Annotated in this window: 21 protein-coding genes and 1 tRNA gene; 11 read left to right on the top strand and 11 right to left on the bottom strand. The window is 64.4% G+C overall.

Translation table 11 applies throughout. From position 1 onward, the window contains the following. Positions 1-104: 104 nt before the first annotated feature. On the bottom strand, positions 105-386 hold the full coding sequence (locus AC1DXS_RS05120; protein WP_007862870.1) for a UxaA family hydrolase: 282 nt from the start codon (positions 384-386) through the stop codon (positions 105-107). 126 nt (positions 387-512) lie between these two features. Here AC1DXS_RS05120 and AC1DXS_RS05115 point away from each other — a divergent pair, with 126 nt between their 5' ends. From AC1DXS_RS05115 to AC1DXS_RS05105, 3 genes are read left to right on the top strand one after another with little or no spacing between them, the layout of a single operon-like run. Then, positions 513-1,298: a GntR family transcriptional regulator gene (locus tag AC1DXS_RS05115; RefSeq protein WP_477736483.1), complete on the top strand. Its 786-nt coding sequence runs from the start codon at positions 513-515 to the stop codon at positions 1,296-1,298. 2 nt (positions 1,299-1,300) lie between these two features. Further along, entirely contained in the window at positions 1,301-2,080 is a 780-nt protein-coding gene (locus AC1DXS_RS05110) for an inositol monophosphatase family protein (protein ID WP_477736482.1), read from the top strand. Positions 2,081-2,132: 52 nt separating this feature from the next. Further along, complete coding sequence (locus AC1DXS_RS05105) at positions 2,133-3,146, top strand: YeiH family protein (protein WP_477736481.1); 1,014 nt, start codon at positions 2,133-2,135, stop codon at positions 3,144-3,146. A 9-nt stretch (positions 3,147-3,155) separates the two neighbouring features. Here the strand turns inward: AC1DXS_RS05105 and ftsY are convergent, their stop codons facing one another. Further along, positions 3,156-4,280, bottom strand: coding sequence for a signal recognition particle-docking protein FtsY (gene ftsY / locus AC1DXS_RS05100; RefSeq protein WP_477736480.1), 1,125 nt, complete (start codon positions 4,278-4,280; stop codon positions 3,156-3,158). Positions 4,281-4,368: 88 nt separating this feature from the next. Between ftsY and AC1DXS_RS05095 the strand changes: the two genes are divergently transcribed. The 5 genes from AC1DXS_RS05095 to AC1DXS_RS05075 all read left to right on the top strand — a co-directional run bounded on the left by AC1DXS_RS05095 (position 4,369) and on the right by AC1DXS_RS05075 (position 8,757). Next, a complete protein-coding gene (locus tag AC1DXS_RS05095) occupies positions 4,369-5,871 on the top strand; it encodes a M16 family metallopeptidase (RefSeq protein WP_477736479.1) in 1,503 nt (500 codons plus the stop codon). A 19-nt stretch (positions 5,872-5,890) separates the two neighbouring features. After that, a complete protein-coding gene (locus tag AC1DXS_RS05090) occupies positions 5,891-7,255 on the top strand; it encodes a M16 family metallopeptidase (protein WP_477736478.1) in 1,365 nt (454 codons plus the stop codon). Beyond that, positions 7,252-7,905 (top strand): 16S rRNA (guanine(966)-N(2))-methyltransferase RsmD, encoded by a 654-nt coding sequence (gene rsmD / locus AC1DXS_RS05085; RefSeq protein WP_477736477.1) that lies wholly within the window; start codon positions 7,252-7,254, stop codon positions 7,903-7,905. The genes AC1DXS_RS05090 and rsmD overlap by 4 nt, the downstream gene beginning before the upstream one ends. A gap of 77 nt (positions 7,906-7,982) precedes the next feature. Next, positions 7,983-8,483, top strand: coding sequence for a pantetheine-phosphate adenylyltransferase (gene coaD, locus AC1DXS_RS05080; protein WP_477736476.1), 501 nt, complete (start codon positions 7,983-7,985; stop codon positions 8,481-8,483). A 4-nt stretch (positions 8,484-8,487) separates the two neighbouring features. After that, positions 8,488-8,757, top strand: coding sequence for a YfhL family 4Fe-4S dicluster ferredoxin (locus AC1DXS_RS05075; protein WP_477736475.1), 270 nt, complete (start codon positions 8,488-8,490; stop codon positions 8,755-8,757). Positions 8,758-8,772: 15 nt separating this feature from the next. Here AC1DXS_RS05075 and pth read toward each other — a convergent pair whose 3' ends face one another. The 7 genes from pth to AC1DXS_RS05040 form a co-directional block, all read right to left on the bottom strand. Beyond that, complete coding sequence (gene pth / locus AC1DXS_RS05070) at positions 8,773-9,393, bottom strand: aminoacyl-tRNA hydrolase (RefSeq protein WP_477736474.1); 621 nt, start codon at positions 9,391-9,393, stop codon at positions 8,773-8,775. A gap of 153 nt (positions 9,394-9,546) precedes the next feature. Then, positions 9,547-10,242: a 50S ribosomal protein L25/general stress protein Ctc gene (locus tag AC1DXS_RS05065; protein WP_092132828.1), complete on the bottom strand. Its 696-nt coding sequence runs from the start codon at positions 10,240-10,242 to the stop codon at positions 9,547-9,549. 110 nt (positions 10,243-10,352) lie between these two features. Further along, positions 10,353-11,327 (bottom strand): ribose-phosphate pyrophosphokinase, encoded by a 975-nt coding sequence (locus tag AC1DXS_RS05060; RefSeq protein WP_007862847.1) that lies wholly within the window; start codon positions 11,325-11,327, stop codon positions 10,353-10,355. A gap of 231 nt (positions 11,328-11,558) precedes the next feature. Then, positions 11,559-11,635, bottom strand: a tRNA-Gln gene (locus AC1DXS_RS05055). An 85-nt stretch (positions 11,636-11,720) separates the two neighbouring features. After that, on the bottom strand, positions 11,721-12,650 hold the full coding sequence (gene ispE, locus AC1DXS_RS05050; RefSeq protein WP_477736473.1) for a 4-(cytidine 5'-diphospho)-2-C-methyl-D-erythritol kinase: 930 nt from the start codon (positions 12,648-12,650) through the stop codon (positions 11,721-11,723). 40 nt (positions 12,651-12,690) lie between these two features. Continuing rightward, positions 12,691-13,212 (bottom strand): lipoprotein insertase outer membrane protein LolB, encoded by a 522-nt coding sequence (locus AC1DXS_RS05045; protein WP_477736472.1) that lies wholly within the window; start codon positions 13,210-13,212, stop codon positions 12,691-12,693. Positions 13,213-13,226: 14 nt separating this feature from the next. Beyond that, a complete protein-coding gene (locus tag AC1DXS_RS05040) occupies positions 13,227-15,008 on the bottom strand; it encodes a tetratricopeptide repeat protein (protein WP_477736471.1) in 1,782 nt (593 codons plus the stop codon). Positions 15,009-15,139: 131 nt separating this feature from the next. On the opposite strand from AC1DXS_RS05040, the gene mutM reads away from it, so the two are divergent. From mutM to mutY, 3 genes are all read left to right on the top strand, one after another. Beyond that, positions 15,140-15,955, top strand: coding sequence for a bifunctional DNA-formamidopyrimidine glycosylase/DNA-(apurinic or apyrimidinic site) lyase (gene mutM / locus AC1DXS_RS05035; protein WP_477736470.1), 816 nt, complete (start codon positions 15,140-15,142; stop codon positions 15,953-15,955). Positions 15,956-16,033: 78 nt separating this feature from the next. After that, positions 16,034-18,013, top strand: coding sequence for a dynamin family protein (locus AC1DXS_RS05030; protein ID WP_477736469.1), 1,980 nt, complete (start codon positions 16,034-16,036; stop codon positions 18,011-18,013). A gap of 87 nt (positions 18,014-18,100) precedes the next feature. Continuing rightward, the gene (gene mutY / locus AC1DXS_RS05025; protein WP_477736576.1) at positions 18,101-19,159 is read left to right on the top strand and encodes an A/G-specific adenine glycosylase; all 1,059 of its coding nucleotides are present in this window, start codon (positions 18,101-18,103) and stop codon (positions 19,157-19,159) included. On the opposite strand, the gene rapZ is transcribed toward mutY, so the two are convergent. Both rapZ and recN read right to left on the bottom strand, forming a co-directional pair. Beyond that, complete coding sequence (gene rapZ / locus AC1DXS_RS05020) at positions 19,156-20,028, bottom strand: RNase adapter RapZ (RefSeq protein ID WP_477736468.1); 873 nt, start codon at positions 20,026-20,028, stop codon at positions 19,156-19,158. The genes mutY and rapZ overlap by 4 nt on opposite strands. Then, on the bottom strand, positions 20,028-21,671 hold the full coding sequence (gene recN / locus AC1DXS_RS05015; protein ID WP_477736467.1) for a DNA repair protein RecN: 1,644 nt from the start codon (positions 21,669-21,671) through the stop codon (positions 20,028-20,030). Before recN ends, rapZ begins: the two co-directional genes overlap by 1 nt. Positions 21,672-21,686: the final 15 nt, after the last annotated feature.

Below are 21,686 nucleotides of genomic sequence, written 5' to 3'. Positions count from 1 at the left end.
TAGCGAGCGGGCGGCAGGCAAGGCGCAAACCGCAGACGGGCTTGTGCCCGGCGAGGATTTGCAACGACGCATCCCGCCCGCGCAGTAGCCGGGAGCGCCGTCAATCACCAGCGTTTTGTTTTGATGTTGTGTACGTGTGCATGCTGGCCCGCCTTGATGTTGGCGACGACCTTGCCCATGTCGATGCCGTACTTGAGCACCGTATCGCCGACGGCCATGTCCTTGAGCGCCACCTTGTGGCCGATGGGAATGTCCTGCTGGGCCTGCACGTTGATCATGCGGTCCTCGTCCATGATCCAGCCGGTCATGGCGGTTCCGGCCTTCACACCTTCCACCACCACGACCGCCACGGTGTCTTTGGCGTCATGCAATACAAAATGAATCATGGGTTCTCCATCAGGGGCTGAGTTGAATCGAGCTGCCAGTTTTATGGAGGGCCCATGCCTTGTCAATTAACTCATGTATATGACTTGTATGGCTGGGCCATCGGTGTTTCAATGGGCGCCGTGAACGTGAAAACCAGATCCACCCCCCTGCGCCCGCTGGCGGGCGGGGACACCATGCCGCTTTACCGCCAGGTCAAGCGGGAGCTGCAAAAACTCATCGAAGCCGGCCACTATGGTCCGGGTAAACCCTTGCCCAGTGAGGCTGAAATTGCCACAGGCCTGCAGGTCAGCGTGGGCACCTTGCGCCATGCGGTGGATGAACTGGTGCATGAGCACGTGCTGCTGCGCCGCCAGGGCAAGGGCACTTTTGTGGCGCCGCACACCGATGCCCGCTTCATGTTCCAGTTTTTCCATGTGGAGCCGCGCTGGAACTTCGGCGACGACGATGAGGCGCACGAGCGCGACTACCCCGAAATCGATTGCATCGCCTTCGCGCGCGAACGGGCGAACGAGCTTGAGGCAGCGGCCTTGCGTATCAAGGCCGGCGAGCCCGTGTTCAGGGCCGAGAACCGGCTTGCCCTGCGCGGCCGCGTGGTGATGCATGACAGGCTGGCAATCTCGGCGGCGCTGTTTCGAAACCTCACGGAAAAGCGCTTTGTCGAAAGGCCCAGCACGATTTACGCGCTGTACCAGACCGATTTCGGCATCACTGTGCTGCGCGCACAGGAACGTGCACGCGCGGTGGCGGCGGATAAAACCACGGCCCGCGTGCTGGGCGTGGCGGCGGGTGCACCGGTGATGGAGGTGCACCGGCTGGCGCTGACTTTTGGCGACAAGCCGGTGGAGTACCGCGTGTCGACCATCAACACCCAGGCGCACGACTACGTCAGTGTGCTGTCCAAGAGAGCTTGAGCATGGACCTTGGTTTTCTACTGGAAAAGGCCCGGCTTGCCGGCGTGGAAGCGGCCGTCCGCATCAAAGAGGCGCGGGCCGCCCTGAAGCCGGCCGACGTCAGCCAGAAAGCGCCCGGCGATTGGGTCACGCGCTTTGACCGCGAAGTGGAAGAGGATTTGCAGGAAGCCTTGCGGCATGCCCTGCCGCAGGGCCGCTTTGTCGGCGAGGAGGGCGGTGGCGAGCTGACGGACGAGCCGACCTGGCTGGTCGACCCGATCGACGGTACGGCGAACTTTGCGCGCGGCTATCCGCAGTATGCGGTGGCTATCGCGCTTTGCGTGGGCCGCGAGCCGGTGCTGGGCGTGATTGTGGATCCTTCGCGCGATGAAGTCTTCACCGCCGCTGCCGGACTGGGTGCTTGGCTGAATGGGGAGCGCATCGCCTGCGCGGGCACTCGCCTGCCGGGCCAGTGCCTGGTCGCCACGGTGTTTCCCAAGCCCGGCGCGTCCTTTATGGACGACTACCTCGCCGAATTCGGCCGTGTGCTGAAGGCCTTCGGCCAGGTCCGCCGCAGCGGCGCAATGGCGCTGGAGCTGGCCTACGTCGCTGCCGGCAGGGTAGACGCCTTCTGGGAGCGCGGCATGGGCGCCTGGGACGCGGCGGCCGGCGCGGTGTTGCTGCGCGAAGCCGGCGCCGTGATGCAGGCGATGGACGGCCTGCCGCTGCTGGAAAGCCGGATGCTGGTGGCCGGCAGCCCGGCCGGCGCGGCTCTGCTCGAAGGCGTGCTCAAGCGCCCGTGAGGCGGGCGCATCGCCTCCTCACTCCCTTCCTGAAATTTTCTATTGGGTACCCATGATTCTCAAATGGCGCTTGCAACTGGCTTCGTATTTCCCCGGTGTGCTGGTGTGCATGGTGATTGCACTGGCGGCCACTTTTGTCTCGGAACATTACGGCGGGCCGCAGCTGTTGTATGCGCTGCTGTTCGGCCTGGCCTTTCACTTCCTGAACAGCCATCCGCAAACGGCCAAAGGCATAGGCTTTTGCGGCCGCGTGGTGCTGCGCATCGGCGTGGCCCTGCTGGGCGCGCGCATCACGTTTTCGCAGGTGGCCCACTTGGGGCTGGAGACCGCCGCCGTGATCGTCTTCGCGGTGCTGCTCACGATAGGGCTGGGCGTGATGCTGGCGCGCTGGCTCGGCTGTTCGCGCGACGAAGGCCTGCTCTCGGGCAGTGCGGTGGCCATCTGCGGTGCATCGGCCGCGCTGGCGGTATCGTCCGTTCTGCCCCAGACCAAAGAGAACGAGCGCTTCACGCTGCTGGTCGTGGTGGGCGTGACGGTGTTGTCGACGCTGGCCATGGTGGTCTACCCCTTCAGCCTGCAAGTGATAGGGCTGCTCCCGGGGCAGGCCGGCATTGTGCTGGGCGGTTCCATTCACGATGTAGCGCAGGTGGTGGCGGCCGGCATGATGCTGGGCCCGCAGGCCGGCGACACGGCGACGGTGGTCAAACTGTTCCGCGTCATGATGCTGATGCCCGTGGTGCTGGCAATCGCCGTGCTGTACCGCAACCACCCGGCCGTGAAAGTGCCCGAGACCGAGGTGCCGCTGGTGCCGGGCTTTTTGCTGGCTTTTGTGGTGCTGGTAATGCTGGCCAGTGCCGGCCTGATCAGCCCGCCGCTGGTTCAACTGGCCGGTGATGCCTCGCGCTGGATGCTGGTCACGGCCATTGCGGCCGCGGGCGTCAAAACCAGTTTTGAGGACCTGCTCAAGCTGGGCTGGAAACCGGTGGCCATGCTGGTCACCGAAACCGTGTTTATCGTGGCCTTTGTGGTGGCCGCGGTGCTGCTGTTGCGCCTGGGCGGCGCTTGAGGAAAGCGGCTAGCCCAGCAGGGCCTGCGCGAATTCACGCGCGTTGAAGGTTTCCAGGTCTTCGAGCTGCTCGCCCACGCCGATGAAATACACCGAGACGGGCCGCAGCGCCGGCGAGGCCAGCGCACGCTCGCGCGCCCACAACGCGATGGCCGCCAGCACGCCGCCCTTGGCCGTGCCATCCAGCTTTGTCACGATGAGGCCGGTCAGCTGCAGTGTGTCGTCAAAAGCCTTGACCTGTGCCAGGGCGTTCTGCCCCGTGTTGCCGTCAATCACGAGCAATACTTCATGAGGAGCCGTGGCATCCGCCTTCTGCACCACGCGTTTGATCTTGCGCAGCTCTTCCATCAAATGCAGCTGGGTGGGCAGCCGGCCGGCGGTGTCGACCAGCACTACATCCTTGCCGCGCGCCTTGCCGGCGCTCACGGCGTCAAAGCTCACGGCGGCCGGATCGCCCCCTTCCTGGCTCACGATCTCGACGGTGTTGCGGTCGGCCCAGACGCTGAGTTGCTCGCGCGCCGCAGCGCGAAAGGTGTCGGCCGCCGCGAGCAGCACCGAAGCGCCTTCGGTGGCCAGGTGGCGCGTGAGCTTGCCGATGGAGGTGGTCTTGCCGGCGCCGTTCACGCCGGTCACCATGATCACGGTGGGCTGGTACTGGCCGATCACCAGGGGCTGCTCCAGCGGCTTGAGCAGTTGCGAAATCGAGTCCACCAGCGCGTTCTTGACGGCGACGGGGTGGGTCATGCCGCCTTCGCGCACGCGGCGCTTGACGTCGGCCAGCAGGTGTTCGGTGGCCTTGGTGCCGGTGTCGGCCATCAGCAGCGCGGTTTCAAGGTCTTCGTAAAGCGCGTCATCAATGCGGCTGCCGGTGAACACCGTCGAAATGCTGGAGCCGGTTTTGCGCAGACCGTTCTGCAGCTTGGCCAGCCAGCGTTCGCGCTCGGGCGCGGCGGCGCCGGGAACCGGCATGGCGATGGGAGTGACCAGCGCGCTGCCTATCAGTCCCCCGCCGGCGGCCGTCACGGGGGCGGCCACTGCCGGGCTGTCCGCAGTTGCCGGGGCCACGGGGGCCGTGGGGGCCGAAGAAGGCGCGGCAGCGGGGGGAGGGGATTTTTTCTTGAAAAAACTGAACATTGGGTATGCTTGTGGAGTCTTACGGCCTGCTAATAGGCCTGAGTGTTGCACTTTGCAGTGCCAGTGTGCGGCGCCACCCAGCTATTCTATGAAACACCCCAGACAAACCCTTTTGGCCTCCCCAGTACCCCTTTCCCGCCCCGTTTTCCGCCTTTCCCGCGCCCTTGCCGCCTTGGTGGCCTTGTGCCTGGGATCCGCCGCTTTCGCCCAGGCATCGGCTCCGACGCCGGTGGTGGAGAAATTCACGCTGGCCAACGGCCTCACGGTGATTGTCAAACCCGACCACCGCGCGCCCACCGTGGCCCACATGCTGTGGGTGCGGGTCGGCTCCATGGACGAGGTGGACGGCACCTCGGGTGTGGCCCATGCGCTGGAGCACATGATGTTCAAGGGCACGCCGACGGTGAAGCCGGGTGACTTTTCCAGGCAGGTGGCCGCCCTGGGCGGCCGCGAGAATGCCTTCACCACCCGTGATAACACCGGTTACTACCAGCAGATTCCCGCCGGCAAGCTGGAGGACGTGATGCGGCTGGAGGCCGACCGCTTTGCCCAGATGCAGTGGCCGGATGAAGAGTTCAAGCGCGAGATTGAGGTGGTCAAGGAGGAGCGCCGCATGCGCACCGAGGATTCGCCTCGCGCCATGCTGTACGAGCAGGGTATCGCCATGACCTATATGGCATCGCCTTACCGGCGCCCCGTTGTCGGCTGGATGAGCGACCTGGACGCCATGACAGCGGCCGACGTGCGCGACTTCTACCGCCGCTGGTATGTTCCCGGCAACGCGGCGGTGGTTGTGGCGGGTGATGTGGAAGTCGCGCAGGTGAAGAAGCTGGTCGAAAAATACTACGGCGGCATTGCCGCGCGGCCTGTACCCGAACGCAAGCCCCGCACCGAGCCGGAGCAGGCCGGCCTGCGCCGCCTGGACTACAAGGCCCCGGCCAGCCAGGCCTACGTGGGCATGTCCTTCAAGGTGCCCAAGCTGGAGCCGGCGGACCTTGCCGATCCCGTCCCCGGCACGCCGGCCTCGCCGACGGCCGAAGGCAGCCGGGACGCGCTGGCCCTGACCGTGCTGGCCGCGGTGCTGGACGGCTATGGCGGTGCGCGGCTGGAACGCGCCCTGGGGCAGGGCGACAACAGGGTGTCCGACGGCGCGGGAGCATCCAACGGCCTGATGGGCCGGGGGCCGCAGCTGTTTGTGCTCGACGGCGTTCCGGCCGAAGGCAAGACCACGCAGCAGGTGGCTGAAGCCCTGCGCCGGGAGGTCGCCCGCGTGGCACGGGAGGGCGTGAGCGAGGCGGAACTCAAACGCGTCAAGACCCAATGGGTGGCCAGCGAAATTTACAAACTCGACTCCGTGTTCAGCCAGGCGCGCGAGCTTGGCTCCAACTGGATACAGGGCTTGCCGCTGGACGGCAGCGAGCGCCTGATTGCCGCGCTGCGCCGCGTCACCGCTGCTGAGGTGCAGGCTGTGGCCGGCAAGTACTTCGGCGACGACCAGATGACCCTTGTCACCTTGCTGCCCCAGCCCGTGGATCCCAATCGAAAACCCCGCAAACCGGCGGTGCCCATCCGCCATGACGCCGGCTCCTGAATCTGACTATCCGAATCCCATGAACATCGCCATGACATACCGGGCCAGCAGTCCCCTTACTCTCTGGATTGCCGGCCTCTTTTCCCTGTGCCTGCAGGCGTCTGCCAATGCGGCCATCCCCATCCAGCACTGGACCCAACCGGGCGGCGCGCAGGTCTACCTGGTCGAAAGCCCGGCCATCGCCATGCTCGATGTGCAGGTCGACTTCGACGCAGGCAGCCGGCGCGACCCGGCTGCACTGGCGGGCCTGGCAGGCATAACCGCCACCATGCTCGACAAGGGACTCGCGGCAAAAAATGGCGACCCTGCCATGGACGAGAATGCGCTCAGCGAGGCCTGGGCCGACCTGGGTGCGCAGTTTGGCGCCAGCGCCACGGGCGAGCGCATGAGTTTTTCGCTGCGCTCGCTCACCGATCCTGAACTGCTGGACAAGGCCGTCGCGCTCGCGGCGCGCCAGATCGCGGAACCCTCCTTTCCCGGCGCCATCCTGCAGCGCGAACGCGAGCGCACGGTGGCCTCGATCAAGGAGTCCTATACCCGCCCAGCCAGCATTATTGGCCGCACCTATGCGAAGGCGGTGTACGGCACGCACCCCTACGGCTACGAGGTAACCGAGGCCACACTGGCGCGCATCGGCGTCGCCGACATGCGGGCTTTTTACAGCGCGGGCGTGGCGGCTTGCCGCGCGCGCATCAGCATGGTGGGCGCCGTGACGCGTGCCCAGGCCGATGCGATTGCGGCACGTCTGTTGTCGCGGTTGCCGCAAGTGCCGTGCGCCAGCCTGCAACCCATGCCGCAGGTGCCCGAAGTAGCGCCGCTGACCCAGGCCGAGGAAAAACGCATCCCCTTTGATTCGGCGCAGGCCCACGTACTGATGGGCCAGCCCGGGTTCAAGCGCGACGACCCCGATTATTTCGCGCTGACCGTGGGCAACTACATCCTGGGCGGCGGCGGCTTTGTCTCGCGCCTGACTTCGGAGGTGCGCGAGAAGCGGGGGCTGACTTATGGTGTTTACAGCTATTTCTCGCCCGGCCTTCATGCCGGCAGCTTCACCGTGGGCCTTCAGACGCGGCCCGACCAGACCGACCCGGCGGTCAAGCTGGTGCGTGAGGTGGTGAAGGACTTTGTCGCCAACGGCCCGACCGAAGCTGAATTGAAGGCCGCCAAGGACAACCTCGTAGGCGGTTTTTCCCTGCGCATCGACAGCAACCGCAAGCTGCTCGACAACATCGCCAGCATCGCCTGGAACGGCCTGCCGCTCGATTATCTGGACACCTGGACGCAGCAGGTGGACAAGGTGACGGTAGCCGACATCAAGGCGGCCTTTGCGCGCAAGCTGCAACCCGAGAAAATGGTAACCGTGATCCTGGGCGCCGCGCCATGAAATACACCCCCGCATCCACTCCCGCCAAGGCCGCTGGCGCTGCCAGGCCCAAAGGCGGCAAGGTCGTGGGCCGCAAGACCGTGCCACCCGGAGAAATCCGCATCATCGGCGGAGTTTACAAACGCAGCAAGTTGCCGGTGCCCAGCAAGCCCGGCCTGCGCCCCACGCCCGATCGTGTGCGCGAAACACTGTTCAACTGGCTGGGCCAAGACCTGACGGGCTGGCGCTGCATGGACGTCTTCGCCGGCACGGGCGCGCTCGGTTTTGAAGCCGCCTCGCGCGGCGCTGGCGATGTGCTCCTCTGCGAGCAGGACCCGGCGCTGGCGTTGCAGCTCAAGGCGGTGCAAACCAGGCTGAAGGCCGATATGTGCCGCATCGAGCGCGGCGATGGCCTCAGTGCCCTCAAGCGCGTCGCCCCGGGCAGCCTGCAACTGGTGTTGCTGGACCCGCCCTTTGAGTCCACCTTGTTCGAATCCGCGCTGCAAGCCGCGGCCAAGGCCATAGGTCCCACCGGCGTGGTCTACCTGGAGGCTCCCAAAGCCTGGAGCGACGAGGAATTGCTGCCGCTGGGCCTCAAACTGCACCGCAGCGGCAAGGCAGGCGCCGTGCATTTTCACCTTCTGGCAGGGCTGGGGGCGCCGGCGGCCTGATCGGCAAGCCTTGCCTGCTTCGTGGATACAACGGCGTTCATGTCTGGGAAAAGGGCGGGGCGGGCATAATTCCCCCTATGGCCACCCCGCGCATCGCTGTCTATTCCGGCACTTTTGACCCCTTCACGCTGGGCCATGACGACGTGGTGCGGCGCGCGGCCGGGCTGTTTGACCAACTGGTCATCGCCGTGGCCGTGGCCCACCACAAGAAAACCTTGTTCTCGCTGGATGCGCGCGTGGCGCAGGTGAAAGCCGCCACCGAAGGGATTGGCGGTGTGAGCGTGCTGCCTTTTGAGGGCCTGATCATGGATTTCTGCGCGGCGCAAAAGGCCTCGGCCGTGGTGCGCGGTATCCGCAATCTGACGGACTTTGACTACGAAGCCCAGATGGCCGCCATGAACCGCAAGCTGCGCCCGCAGGTGGAGACCGTGTTTTTGCTGCCCGATGCGCCGCTGCAGTGCATCAGCAGCACGCTGGTGCGCGAAATCAGCAAGCTGGGCGGCGACGTGGCACAAATGGTGAGCCCGGCGGTGGCTTCCGCGCTGGCGGCGGCGCACCAGGCAGCGAAGGCGGGGTGATCCAATGGCCCTGATGATCACCGACGAATGCATCAACTGCGACGTCTGCGAGCCCGAATGCCCCAACCAGGCGATTTACCTGGGCAAGGAAATCTATGAAATCGACCCGCATAAGTGCACTGAATGCGTCGGCCATTTCGATGAGCCGCAATGCGTGCAGGTCTGCCCCGTGGCCTGCATTCCCCTGAACCCGCAGCACATCGAAACGCGGGAAACCCTGTGGGAAAAATACCAGCGCCTGCAGGCCGTCATTCCCATCGTCACGGCCCGCTAAGGGCCTGATTCCTTCTCAGTCTTCGGCTTGTGGCTCAACCTTGCGCGGCGGCTTGGGCCGCGGCGGCGTGCTGGTGTGGATCATCATCGTGGCTTTTTCCATCTCGCCCTTGAGCAATTCCGGCACGGCCTTGAGGCAGCGCGCGATGCAGTCTTCTATGGCGATGCGGTGGTCGGCTGACGGTTTTTTCAGAACCCAGTTGACCACCTCGGCCTTGACGCCGGGGTGCCCCACGCCGATACGCAAGCGCCAGTAGTCTGCTGTGCCCAATTGCGCATGGATGTCGCGCAGGCCGTTGTGGCCGGCGTGGCTGCCGCCGAACTTGAGCTTGACCTGCCCGGGCACGATGTCCATTTCGTCGTGTGCCACCAGCACTTCCTCGGGCGCGACCTTGAAAAAACGGGCCAGCGCCGCGACCGACTTGCCCGACACGTTCATAAAGGTCAGCGGCTTGAGCAGCCAGACGTTCTGGCCGTTCACCGTGGTGCGGGCGACCTGGCCGTGGTAGCTTTTGTCCAGGCTCAGGGGAGCCTTGAGCTCCCGCGAGAGCTCGTCTATCCACCAGAAGCCGGCGTTGTGGCGCGTGGCTTCGTATTCAGGGCCAGGATTGCCCAAGCCTACAAATAATTTAATCATGCGAAAGTTTCCATCCGTCCAATTCTAGGGGGCATGGTTCGGCTCTCTTGGGGGTACTTCACGTACCTCAGATTGGGGAGCAGCAAGAAAAACGGCCCTTGTCCCGCAAGAGGACAAGGGCCGTGGGCCTTTCAGGCCTGCGCCTGAAGTGGATTACTTCTTGGCGGCAGGCTTGGCGGCGTCAGCCTTGGCGCCGGCTTTGGCTTCCTTGGCGGCAGCGGCCTTGGCAGCTTTCGGGTCCACCGGTGCGGCGGCGGCAGCGGCTGCTGCGGCATCGGCCTCGGCTTCTTCGGACACTGCGGACACCGACACCAGAACCGGGTTGTCCTGGCCCTTGGCGACAAACTTCACGCCCTTTGGCAGCGTGATGTCCTTGATGTGCAGCGGCGAACCCTTCTTCAGGCCCTTCAGGTCGACGGCGATGAATTCGGGGATGTCGGCCGGGAAGCAGGACACGGTCAATTCGGTGATCACGTGGTTGACCAGGCAGTTCTCGGTCTTGACGGCCGGGGACTCTTCTTCACCGCTGTAGTGCACGGGCACTTTGACGGTCATCTTGGTCTTGGCTTCCACGCGCTGGAAGTCGATGTGCAGGATCTGCTGCTTGTAGGGGTGCATTTGCAGGTCGCGCAGCAGAACTTTGTGTTCTTTGCCGGCCAGTTCCATCTCGAGGATGGAAGCATGGAACGCTTCTTTCTTGATGGCGTGGAACAACGCGTTGTGATCGATTTCGATCAGCGTGGGTTCACCGGTGCCACCATAGACGATACCGGGCGTGCGGCCCGTGATGCGGAGACGGCGGCTCGCACCCGTGCCCTGCTTTGCGCGCTCAAAAGCGACGAATTTCATAATCAACTCCAATAAAGAACGGACCGCGACCAGTCTCGTTCTGGTTTAAAAAGCTGCTTTTGCTGCGCGATGAACACCACGCCGCGATGGCAGCTACTTTTTGCTCCAGGTCAGAACAGATTGTCCTGGTCCGAAAACAAACTCATGACCGACTCTCCCTTGGCGATGCGCTGTATGGTCTCAGCGATCAGCGGCGCCACGGAGAGCTGGCGAATCTTCTTGCAGCCTTCGGCATTCGGGCTCAGCGGAATGGTGTTGGTGATCACCACTTCATCGAGCGCGTCGCCCTTGGCGATGCGGTCTATGGCAGGGCCCGAAAAAATCGGGTGCGTGCAATAGGCGTAAACCTTCTTGGCGCCGCGCTCCTTGAGCACCTCGGCCGCCTTGACCAGTGTGCCGGCCGTGTCGATCATGTCGTCCATGATCACGCAGTTGCGGCCTTCGATGTCACCGATCACGTGCATCACTTCCGACACGTTCGCCTTGGGGCGGCGCTTGTCGATGATGGCCATGTCGCAGCCCAGCTGTTTGGCCAGCGCCCGGGCACGCACCACGCCGCCCACGTCGGGCGAAACGACCATCAGGTCGGCGTAATTCTTCTGCCGCAAATCGCCCAAAAGCACCGGCGACGCATAAATGTTGTCGACCGGGATATCGAAAAAGCCCTGGATCTGGTCAGCGTGCAGGTCCATCGTCAGGACACGCGACACACCCACGGCCTGCAGCATGTTGGCCACCACCTTGGCCGTGATGGGCACACGCGCCGAACGCGGACGGCGGTCTTGCCGCGCATAGCCGAAATACGGGATCACGGCGGCGATGCGCTCGGCCGAAGCTCGTTTCAGCGCGTCAACCATGATCAGCAATTCCATCAGGTTGTCGTTGGTCGGCGCGCAGGTCGACTGCACCACGAAGACATCGCGAGCCCGCACGTTTTGCTGGATCTCGACGGTGACTTCACCATCCGAAAAACGTCCCACATGGGCCGCGCCCAGCGAGATGCCCAGGTTCTGGGCAATCTCGGAGGCCATGCTCGGATTGGCATTGCCGGTAAAAACCATGAAATCGGGGTGGTGCGTTTGCATGTGGGGCCCAGCTGCTACAAGGACTTGAACGTGGCTGAAATTTCTGATCGAAGCAAAATACGCACGGGGACAACACGTTGCAAGGGGGGCTTGGCAGTGAGCGCCGCTTGCCTGGCGTGTTTCCAAAAACACACAGACCCGCTGATACACATCATGCGGGTCTGTCAGGAGTCACGCGGCTTCGCTCCGGGCGGAGCCGCAAACCGGGGCTGTGGCCCTCAGTCTTAAATTTGGCAGGGGTGGAAGGATTCGAACCTGCGAATGCCGGAATCAAAATCCGGTGCCTTAACCAGCTTGGCGACACCCCTACACAGGACAGTTGTTGTTGCCAACAACAGACCTATAACTTATTCATTTATGGTCGCTTGGAAGCCCATTTCGAGAGCGGTTATTTTACCAACCGGCCAGGGGATGCGCTTCCAAATTACTGCATTTACGGACTTTCCAGCCATCAGGCAATCCTGCGATGTCTGGCAAATCTGCTTCATGCAGCAGTTGCGCAAATACAGCACTTCCGGAGCCGGTCATGCGCCCTTGGAGTCCCTTGCTTTTGAGCCAATCGAGCGATTGGCCTATCTGTGGGCACATCTCCTGCGCTACCGGCTGCAAGTCGTTGCGGCCGAATCCGAAATCAAAGGATTTCGACTGGCCTTCAGCATTTGCAGCAAAGCCTTGGATTGTAGCAGTTTCTGTATCGCGTTTTAGCTCCGGCGCGCTGAAAATACCTTGGGTGGGGAGTCCGGCCGCCGGTTTGACCACCAGAAAACGCGCCGGCGGCAAGACCAGCGGGGTGATTTTTTCGCCTATGCCTTCTACCCAGGCGTGGCCGCCCGAGAGGAAAAAAGGCACGTCGGCGCCCAGCGACAAGGCCAGGGTCTGCAGCTCCTGAGGCGGCAGGCGCACGCCCCACAGCCGCTGCAGGGCCAGCAGGCAGCTGGCGGAATCCGATGAGCCGCCGCCCATGCCTGCCTGCGAAGGAATCCGCTTTTCGAGGCCGACGTGTACACCCAGCGGGGTGCCGCAGGCGGTCTGTAGCGCCTTGGCGGCGCGCACAACAAGGTCGTCCGCGGGCAAGGGCTGCGCCGCCTGGCCGTCGGTTTCAAGGTCTTCCCTGCTGATCTGTCCGTCTGTGCGCAATTCCAGATGCAAGGTGTCGCACCAGTCGATCAGCATGAAGACGGATTGCAACAGGTGATAGCTGTCCGGCCGGCGACCGGTGACGTGCAGGAAAAGGTTGAGTTTGGCGGGTGCCGGCACGTCATACAGGGCCTTGAGCGGCGGCGGAGAGCTTGAAGCAGAAGAGGCGGAAGAGACAGAAGTCATAAACAGGAAGGAAGCGAAAACCGTGCGCGCCGGCGAAAGGCTATTGGTCGAGCACGACCCGCAGGTCCGCCTGCGGCGCAGGCTGAGTTCTTTTGGCCGAAATGCGGCCGTCCTGGTAGCGCGAGAGGTCCGCCGACCAGCCACTGACGGCGGCATTGTCACCTTGCATCCAGGCAAACAGCGCACCCAGCGGTACGGCCGCGCCCGTAGCCTGGGCCATCAGTTCGTCGACGGAGGCAAAGCGCTGGACCTTGCCGTTGCCGGAGTCCAGTACCGCCTCGCCGGGTGACCAGCGCAGCACGCCGAGTACGCTGCCCAGGGGGCTGATCAGCGACAACTCGCCGCGCTCGGGCTTGCCCTTAAGCTCGAAACTGGCTGAAAAAGACTGCGCTGGCTCGCTGAGGACCTGCAGGCTGATGCGTCCGGTCCAGAGATCGCTCTGCACACCGTCCTGGGCCTTGGCCCTGGGCGGTTGCGCGCAACCGGCGATCAGCAATGCGGCAAAAAGGGAGGCGAAAACAAGGGCCAGCCTGGCCAGGCGCGCGCGGAAAATAAACGGCACGATAAGTTTCCGGGCTACAGCTTCACGCGCAGGCGCTTGAGCGTCTCGAGCAGCGTTTCGTTTTCGGGGTTGAGCAGCCGGCCTTCCTTCCAGATAGAGATGGCGCGGTCGCGCTGGCCCATCGCCCACAACACTTCGCCGAAATGTGCCGCGATCTCGGCATCGGGCTTGGCCTTGTAGGCCGCCTCAAAGATTTTCACGGCTTCGGCGTTGTTACCCAGGCGGAATTCCACCCAGCCCAGGCTGTCTCCGATGAATGGGTCGGCAGGTGCGAATTCCAGCGCCTTGCGGATCAGCTCGCGCGCCTCGGGCAGGCGCACGCTGCGATCGGCCAGCGAGTAGCCCAGTGCGTTGTAGGCGTGGTGGTAGTCGGGCTTGAGCTGGATGACCTTGCGCAGCAGGCTTTCCATCTCGTCGAGCTTGCCTAGCTTTTCAGCCATCATGGCCTGGTCATAAAGCAGCTCGGTTTCTTCCGGTGACTTGGCCAGGGCCTGCGCAAGCACCTCATAGGCCAGCTGGTACTGCTTGAACTCACGCAGCAGGGAGACTTCCGCGTTGAGCTTCACCCTGGCCTCCGCGGCATTGCGCTCGGGCAGCTTGCGGATCAGCTGGCGGCCTTCCTCGAGCTTGCCCTGACTGGCCAGAATGGATGCGCGCCGGGTCTGTGCCAGCGCCAGGTCGGATGCATTGTCAATCTTGGCGAGCCAGCTTTCGGCTGTCGCGTAATCCTTGCGTTTTTCCGCGATTTGCGAGAGCGACAAATACGCCTGGGCCAGGCTGCGGTTGCGCTCGCCCTCGGCGGTTTGCTGCTGCGCCAGGCCGACATAGCGCTCCAGCGAGGTTTGCGCCTGCGCCAGCTGGTTGTCCTGCAACTGCAGGGAGCCAAGCACCAGCCAACCTTCGGGAAGGTCGGGCTTGTCGCGCGTCACGATCTGCAGTTGGGCGGAGGCCTCGGCATAGCGCTGGGAATCCAGCAGGGCCCGGGCATATCCCATCCTGATTTCAGGCATGGCCTTGGGATTGCCTTCGAAGTAGCGGCGCACCACGCCTTCGGCTTCAGGCATCTTGGGGTCCATCAACTCGAGCGCCACCAGGGCAGGGCCTTCGGCCTGCGGGGCGGCAGCCTGCCCGCGCTTGGCCGCCGCGAGCGCTCCGCTCGTGTCGCCGGCGGCCATGCGCATGCGACCCAGTGTTGTCCAGGCGGCGCCGGCAGTGGCGGGATTGCCCAGGTAGTCGGCCAGCGCTTCCTCGACCACGGTGCTGGCCAGTTTTTTGTCCGTCGCGCGAGCATAGACACGCGGCACTGCGGTTAACACGGCGGGCCGCTCGATATCCGGGGCCAGCCTGATTTCGGTTTGCAGGGGTTCCAGCGTGTCGGCGATGCGATTGAGTGCGACCAGGATCTGCAGCACGTAGCGGTTGGCTTCGCGCGATGTGGGCTGGTCCTGCTTCCAGGCGCGGGCCGACTGCAAGGCCGCGTCGCCTGAGCGCGATTGCAGGGCGATATCGGTGGCGCGCTGGTAAAGCTGGGCGTCGCCGGTTTTCCTGGCGGCATCGAGCATGAGGGCAAAGCCCGCGGCAGGCTCGCCTTCCTGCAGGTTCATTTCACCGACCAGCAGCTGGTAGAACAGCGCGCTGTCCAGAAGCGAGGACGGGGCGGCTTCCTGCACCGCCTTGGCTTCGCTGAGCGTCGCGGGAGCCGCCGACACGGGCTCCTCGGTCTGTGCCAGGGCCAGAGGGACAACAAACCACAAGCCGCTGAGGGCAAGGCCGGCTAGGCCAGTTTTTTTCTTCATCGAACCATGATAATTGATGCTCCCCGGCCGCGCTCCCGCTTTACCCTGCCGTCCTGAAAGCTTTGCGGCCGGATAGGCTCGGACCGTAGCCGCCCTTGCGCCGCGAAGCGCCGTCCCCAGCTGTCAAATCTATGCCTGAACTGCCGGAAGTCGAAGTCACCCGCCTGAGTTTCGCCGACCGCATCGCGGGCGCGCGCATTGAGCGCATCGAAATGGGAAAGCCCCTGCGCTGGCCGCTGGGCTGCCATCCGGGGAAATTGGTCGGGCGGCAGGTGCTGGCGGTGCGGCGGCGGGGCAAATACCTGCTGGTGGACCTGAGCGAGGGCCTGCTGATGATCCACCTGGGGATGTCCGGCAGCGTGAGTTTTGGGGCCGGCATGCCCGCGCCGGGCAAGCATGATCACTTTGAAATGGCCACCAGCCTGGGGACCCTGCGGCTCAACGATCCGCGCCGTTTTGGTGCGGTGGTCTATGCCGGCGGTGAAAACACCCCCACCGCGCAAAAGCTGCTTGGCCGTCTGGGCGTGGAGCCGCTCAGCGAGGCTTTCGACGCGTCCGATTTTCACCGGGCGCTGAAACTGCGGCAAACGCCCATCAAACAGGTGTTGCTGGGCGGAGAGGCTGTGGTGGGTGTCGGCAATATTTACGCCTCGGAGGCGCTGTTCCTGGCGGGCATACGCCCCACCACGCGAGCCAGCCGCATCAGCAGGCCGCGCGCGGCGCTGCTGCACGCGGCCATACGCCAGGTGCTGGCCCAGGCAGTTACAAAAGGCGGCAGCACCTTGCGGGATTTCTCGAATGCCTGGGGCGAATCCGGCTATTTTCAGCTTGAGGCCATGGTTTACGACCGGGCGGGACAGCCTTGCAGGGTCTGCGCCGCACCCATCAAAAGCATTCGCCAAGGCCAGCGTTCCACTTTTTACTGCGCGACCTGCCAAAAACCGTGAATCCGGGTCCGTAGTCGCGCCAATAGGCCTTTCGGGGCTGCGATGCTATATTGACCGACCACACTTAACGGAAGACCGATGTCTTTTAACGAACAATTTGACCAGCATGGCCAGTGGCGGCGCGAATTTGCGCTTCGCCTGAAGCTGCTTGCTGAGTGGATGAAAGACCATGACCTGCTCGACGCGGCCGTCGAGGAGCGCCTGCAGCGGCTGGAGTCGCAGGTGCGCTCCGACAAGGTCATGGTGGCTTTTGTGGCTGAATTCTCGCGTGGCAAGTCCGAACTGATCAACGCGATCTTTTTCGCCGGCTACGGCCGCCGCATCATGCCCGCAAGCGCCGGCCGCACCACGATGTGCCCGACCGAACTCGGTTACGACGCCGACGTGCCGCCGTGCCTGCGCCTGCTGCCTATAGAGACGCGGCTGCAGAAACAGGCGCTGATGGAGTGGCGTTCGGCGCCCGAGAAGTGGACACGGGTGGACCTGGACGTCAACGATCCCGCGCAGCTGGCGCAGGCCCTGGAAAAAGTCGCGGAAGTGCGGCACGTCACCAAGGACGAGGCGCGCGCACTCGGTTTCTGGCACGACAACAGCCCCGACGACAACCCGCTTGCCGGCCCCGACGGCCTGATCGAAGTGCCCAAGTGGCGCCATGCGCTGATCAATATCGCGCACCCGCTGCTCAAGCAGGGCCTGGTGATCCTCGACACGCCTGGCCTGAACGCCATCGGTGCGGAGCCCGAACTGACGGTCAGCCTTATTCCACAGGCGCATGCCGTGGTGTTCATCCTGGCCGCGGACACCGGCGTCACCAAGTCCGACCTGTCGATCTGGCGCGAGCACCTGATCACCGAAGGCGAGGGCAGCGATGCGCGCCTGGTGGTGCTCAACAAGATAGACACGCTCTGGGATGCGCTGAGCACCTCTGAGCAGGTCAAGGCGCAGATCGAGCGTCAACGTGCGACCTCGGCCGAAATCCTCGGCCTGCCTGAATCCCAGGTCATTCCCGTCTCGGCCCAGAAGGGCCTTGTGGCCAAGGTGACGCGCGACAAGTCGTTGCTCGAATCCAGCAACCTGCCGGCGCTTGAGCTGGCGCTGGGGCAGGGCGTGATGGGGCAGCGCCAGAAAATCCTGCGCACGGCGGTAGCGGCCGGCATTGGCGAGCTCAGGACAGAAGCCGGGCGTGCCATGCACATACGCCGGCGCGACCTGGCCGAGCAGATGATCGAGCTGCGCGGCCTGCGCGGAAAAAATGTCTCTGTGATCAAGCACATGCGCAGCCGCATCGAGCAGGAACAGGCCGAGTTCGACACCAGCGGCTCCAAGATTCACGCGGTGCGTTCGGTGCACCTCAAAATGCTGCGCGACTTGTTCACCCTGCTCAGCACGCCCACCCTCAAGGCGGAACTGGCCGAGCTGACCCAGGCGTTGAAGCAGCCGGGCATCAAGCTGGGCGTCAAAAAAGCCTATGGGCAGACCTTCTCGCGGCTGCGCGAAGGACTGCAAAAGGCCCAGGTCCTGAGCGGCGAAATCCAGTCGATGCTCACGGCTTCCTTCCGTCAGCTCAATTCCGAATTCAGCTTTTCGCTCCAGGCGCCCAAGGAGCCTGAACTGATCCGCTACGAGCACGACCTTGAGCAGATAGAGCGCAGCCACCTGCAATACCTCGGGCTCGGCAATGTGATCAAGCTGTCGCAGGCTGATTTTTCCGAGCGCCTGGTTCGCGCGCTGGCCACGCGCCTGCGCGTGGTCTACGAGACCGCGCTCGGCGAGGTTGAGCTCTGGAACAAATCCGCGGCTTCGCAGCTGGATGCCCAGCTGCGCGAGCGCCGCCGCAATTTCGGCCGCAGGCTGGAAGCCATTGAGCGCATCCAGCAGGCCGCATCGGGCCTGGATGAACGCATCGCCGAAATCGACGAGCAGGAAGGCGTGCTCAACGAGCTGGACAACAAGCTCACAGAGCTGACCGCACACCTGATGGGTGGTCCTTCGTCGCAGGACAAGGCACAGGCCGCGGCAGCCGCAACCAAGAGTGCGGCCCTGCCCGAGGCCGCCTGAGCCTTGCCCGCCAGGTCTTCCGGCCTTGCCGCGGCAGCGCCCTCCCAAGGCGCGAGGCCGGCGGTGAAGCAAGCCGCCTTGCAAACCCTGCCTCACGGTTTTTCCGATGAAATCGTTCGCTGGCAAAGCACGCACGGGCGCAACAGCCTGCCCTGGCAAAACACGCGCGATCCCTACCGCGTGTGGCTGTCGGAAATCATGCTGCAGCAGACCCAGGTCGCGACAGTCCTTGATTACTACGCGCGCTTTCTTGGGCGTTTTCCCACCGTCGCCGAGCTGGCCGCCGCTAGCGAAGACGAGGTGCTGGGCCTGTGGAGCGGGCTGGGCTACTACAGCCGCGCGCGCAACCTGCACCGTTGCGCGAAAGACGTTGTCGCCCTGCATGGCGGGCAGTTTCCAGGGACGGCGGAGCAGCTCCAGACCCTGCCCGGCATAGGCCGCTCCACGGCGGCCGCGATCGCCTCTTTTTGCTTTGGCGAGCGAGTCGCGATACTGGATGGCAACGTCAAGCGGGTGCTCACGCGGGTGCTGGCGTTTTCCGCCGACCTTGCTCAAAGCGCCAACGAAAAGGCGCTGTGGAACCTCGCAACGGAACTGCTGCCCCATCGGAACCTGGCGCAAACCATGCCGCGTTACACCCAGGGTCTGATGGACCTGGGCGCGTCGATTTGCGCCGGCCGGCAGCCGCAGTGCCTGCTGTGCCCGGTGCAGAAGCTGTGCCGCGGTTTTGCCGAGGGCGACCCGGGCAAATACCCCGTGAAGACCCGCAAGCTCAAACGCAGCGCCCAGGGCCTGAGCCTGCTGTGGGCGCAGCGGCCCGACGGCTCAGTCTGGCTCGAGAGGCGCCCAGGCCGAGGTGTCTGGGGTGGGCTGTATTGCCTGCCCGTGTTCGACAGCGATGACGAGTTGAAAGCGGTGCTCCCGGCTTCGCTGCAGTCGCGGCTCAACCCTTTGCCGCAGTTTGTCCATGTGCTCACGCACAAGGATTTGTATTTGTCGCCATGGGTCGCGGGCTTTGGCGCAAGCCAGGCCCTGCCCAAGGCCATGGTGTCGCAAGAGCGGCCGGGCGCCTGGTTTGGCCCGGATGCCTGGCCCGCCTTGGGCCTGCCCGCGCCGATACGCAAGCTGCTGGCTGTCCAGGCTTAGGGTTTGCCGGCGTCCAGCTCGCGGTGCCGCTTCAATGTGCGCCAGTGGGGGCTGAAGGTCGCTGCGAGTTGCTCGACCAGGTAGACCGAGCGGTGCTGGCCGCCGGTGCAGCCGATGGCGACCGTCACGTAGCTGCGGTGGTCGCGCACCAGCGCATTCAGCCAGTGGTTCAGGAACTGCTCGATGTGGCTGAACATCTCGCCGACCTCGGAATGCGCCTTGAGGTAATTTGCCACCGGCTCATCCAGGCCCGTCAGGTGGCGCAGGCCTGATTCATAGTGCGGGTTGGGCAGCATGCGCACGTCGAACACGTAGTCGGCGTCCAGCGGAACACCGCGCTTGAACGCGAAGGATTCGAACACCAATGTCAGCTGCGTGATGGGCGCGGAGATCAGCGACTTCACATAGCCCTGCAGCTGCGAAGACCGGATCATGCTGGTGTCCAGCACATGGGCTTGCTCGCGCATTTCGCCGAGCAGCTCGCGCTCCAGTTCAATCGCGTCCACCAGCGCGCGGTGCTGGTCGGAGGCGTCTATGCGCGACAGCGGGTGCAGCCGGCGTGTTTCCGAAAAACGGCGCACCAGGGTTTCGGTATTGGCGTCCAGGAACAGCGATTGCACCACCACGCCGGACTCGCGCAGCTGGCGAAGTTGCTGGGGCACGAGCGGCAGCGAAGTCGCGCTGCGCACGTCCATGGCGATGGCCACCTTTTGCGCGCCGTGCTGCTGCTCCAGCGCAACGAAGGGCGTGAGAAGTTCCGGGGGCAGGTTGTCGACGCAGTAATAGCCGGCATCTTCCAGCGCATGCAGGGCCACGGATTTCCCCGAGCCCGACATGCCGGTGATGAGGACCATTTCCAGCGTAGCCATCACTGCCCCAGCATTTCCTTGGCATGCGCCAGCGTGGTGCCGGAGAGTCGCTCGCCGCCCAGCATGCGGGCGATTTCAGCCACGCGCTGCTCGCCGTTGACATGGTCCACGGCACTGAGGGTGACGCCGTTCTCGGCGCGCTTGGCCACCACCAGGTGCTGGTCGGCACAGGCCGCCACCTGGGGCAAATGGGTGACGGCCATGACCTGGCGGTCCTTGCCCAGCTGTTTCATCAGGCGGCCCACGGTTTCGGCGACGGCGCCGCCCACACCCGAATCCACCTCGTCAAAAATGAGTGTCTCGGCCTGCCCGAGCTGGCTGGTGGTGACAGCAATGGCCAGCGCGATGCGCGACAGCTCACCGCCGGAGGCCACCTTGCCGACCGGGCGCGGCGTGCTGCCGCTGTGGCCCGCCACCAGGAATTCGGCCTGTTCCAGGCCATGCTGGGCGGGTTGCTCAAGTTTGGCCAGGGCCACGTCGAATTTGCCGCCCTGCATGCCCAGGCCCTGCATGGCTAGCGTGATGGCCTTGGCCAGCTTGGGCGCGGCCTTGCCGCGCGCCTTGGACACCTGGCCGGCTTCTTCGAGGAAGGCTTCCTTGGCCTGGTTCTCGTTTTTTTCAAGTTGGCCCAGGTCGGCCGCGGCATTGAGTTTTTGCAGCTCGGCCTGCCAGGACGCCAGCAGTTCGGGTAGCTCGGCCGGTGTGCGCTTGTAGCGGCGTGCCAGACTGACCCACTGCGACAGGCGCTCGTCGAGTTCGGCCAGCCGCTGCGGCTCCAGCTCGGCATGGCGGGCATAGCCGTTGAGGGAGTGGACGGTGTCTTCCATCTGCGCCAACGCGCCGTTCAAGACCTCGACCATGGCCTTGAACTCGGGTTCTATGTGCTCCTGGCCCTGCAGCGCGGCGATGGCGCGGCCCAGCAGCGCATTGGCGTTCTCGTCGGACTCCTGCAGCGCATCGACGGCAGTCTGCACCGCGTCGCGCAGGGCCTGGGCATTCGACAGGCGTCCGTGCTGGGCATTGAGCTCGTCCCATTCATCGGTGCCGGGCGCGAGCTTGTCCACCTCGCCGATCTGCCAGGCCAGGCGCTCGCGTTCGCGCTGCAGGCTGTCCTGGGCGTCGCGTGCTTCCATCAGTGTCTTTTGCGCCAGGCGCCACTGCTGCCAGCGGCGCGAGAGTTCGTCGGTGGAGACGTCGGCATAGGAGTCCAGCAGGCCGCGCACCGCATCGGGGCGCGTCAGGCTTTGCCAGGCATGCTGGCCGTGGATGTCGACCAGCTGGTCGGCAATCTCCTTGAGCTGGGTGGCGGTTGCCGCGCTGCCGTTGATCCAGGCGCGGCTTTTGCCCTGCACGTCTATCGTGCGGCGCAGCAGCAGGCTGTCGCCGCCGTCGAAGCCGGCTTGTTCCAGCCAGGGGGCCAGACCCTTGGGGCTGTCGAACTCGGCGCTGATTTCGCAGCGCGCCGCGCCTTCACGCACCACACCGGCATCGGCGCGCGCGCCAAGGGCCAGTTGCAGCGCGTCGATCAGGATGGATTTGCCGGCGCCGGTTTCACCGGTGAGCACCGTGAATCCGCCGGACAGGTCGAGTTCGAGTTCGTGGACGATGACGAAATCGCGAAGCGAGATGCTTTTGAGGCTCATAACTTGAATCCGGGC

Source organism: Polaromonas sp. P3_B1, from assembly GCF_056402935.1.
Note: the sequence above shows the minus strand (reverse complement) of the source record. Positions and strands in the feature narration are given on the sequence as shown.

Coding starts and splice junctions, on each gene's coding strand:
- AC1DXS_RS05120 (WP_007862870.1), bottom strand. CDS start 386: ATGATTCATTTTGTATTGCATGACGCCAAAGACACCGTGGCGGTCGTG.
- AC1DXS_RS05110 (WP_477736482.1), top strand. CDS start 1,301: ATGGACCTTGGTTTTCTACTGGAAAAGGCCCGGCTTGCCGGCGTGGAA.
- AC1DXS_RS05105 (WP_477736481.1), top strand. CDS start 2,133: ATGATTCTCAAATGGCGCTTGCAACTGGCTTCGTATTTCCCCGGTGTG.
- ftsY (WP_477736480.1), bottom strand. CDS start 4,280: ATGTTCAGTTTTTTCAAGAAAAAATCCCCTCCCCCCGCTGCCGCGCCT.
- AC1DXS_RS05095 (WP_477736479.1), top strand. CDS start 4,369: ATGAAACACCCCAGACAAACCCTTTTGGCCTCCCCAGTACCCCTTTCC.
- AC1DXS_RS05090 (WP_477736478.1), top strand. CDS start 5,891: ATGAACATCGCCATGACATACCGGGCCAGCAGTCCCCTTACTCTCTGG.
- rsmD (WP_477736477.1), top strand. CDS start 7,252: ATGAAATACACCCCCGCATCCACTCCCGCCAAGGCCGCTGGCGCTGCC.
- coaD (WP_477736476.1), top strand. CDS start 7,983: ATGGCCACCCCGCGCATCGCTGTCTATTCCGGCACTTTTGACCCCTTC.
- AC1DXS_RS05075 (WP_477736475.1), top strand. CDS start 8,488: ATGGCCCTGATGATCACCGACGAATGCATCAACTGCGACGTCTGCGAG.
- pth (WP_477736474.1), bottom strand. CDS start 9,393: ATGATTAAATTATTTGTAGGCTTGGGCAATCCTGGCCCTGAATACGAA.
- AC1DXS_RS05065 (WP_092132828.1), bottom strand. CDS start 10,242: ATGAAATTCGTCGCTTTTGAGCGCGCAAAGCAGGGCACGGGTGCGAGC.
- AC1DXS_RS05060 (WP_007862847.1), bottom strand. CDS start 11,327: ATGCAAACGCACCACCCCGATTTCATGGTTTTTACCGGCAATGCCAAT.
- ispE (WP_477736473.1), bottom strand. CDS start 12,650: ATGACTTCTGTCTCTTCCGCCTCTTCTGCTTCAAGCTCTCCGCCGCCG.
- AC1DXS_RS05040 (WP_477736471.1), bottom strand. CDS start 15,008: ATGAAGAAAAAAACTGGCCTAGCCGGCCTTGCCCTCAGCGGCTTGTGG.
- mutM (WP_477736470.1), top strand. CDS start 15,140: ATGCCTGAACTGCCGGAAGTCGAAGTCACCCGCCTGAGTTTCGCCGAC.
- AC1DXS_RS05030 (WP_477736469.1), top strand. CDS start 16,034: ATGTCTTTTAACGAACAATTTGACCAGCATGGCCAGTGGCGGCGCGAA.
- rapZ (WP_477736468.1), bottom strand. CDS start 20,028: ATGGCTACGCTGGAAATGGTCCTCATCACCGGCATGTCGGGCTCGGGG.
- recN (WP_477736467.1), bottom strand. CDS start 21,671: ATGAGCCTCAAAAGCATCTCGCTTCGCGATTTCGTCATCGTCCACGAA.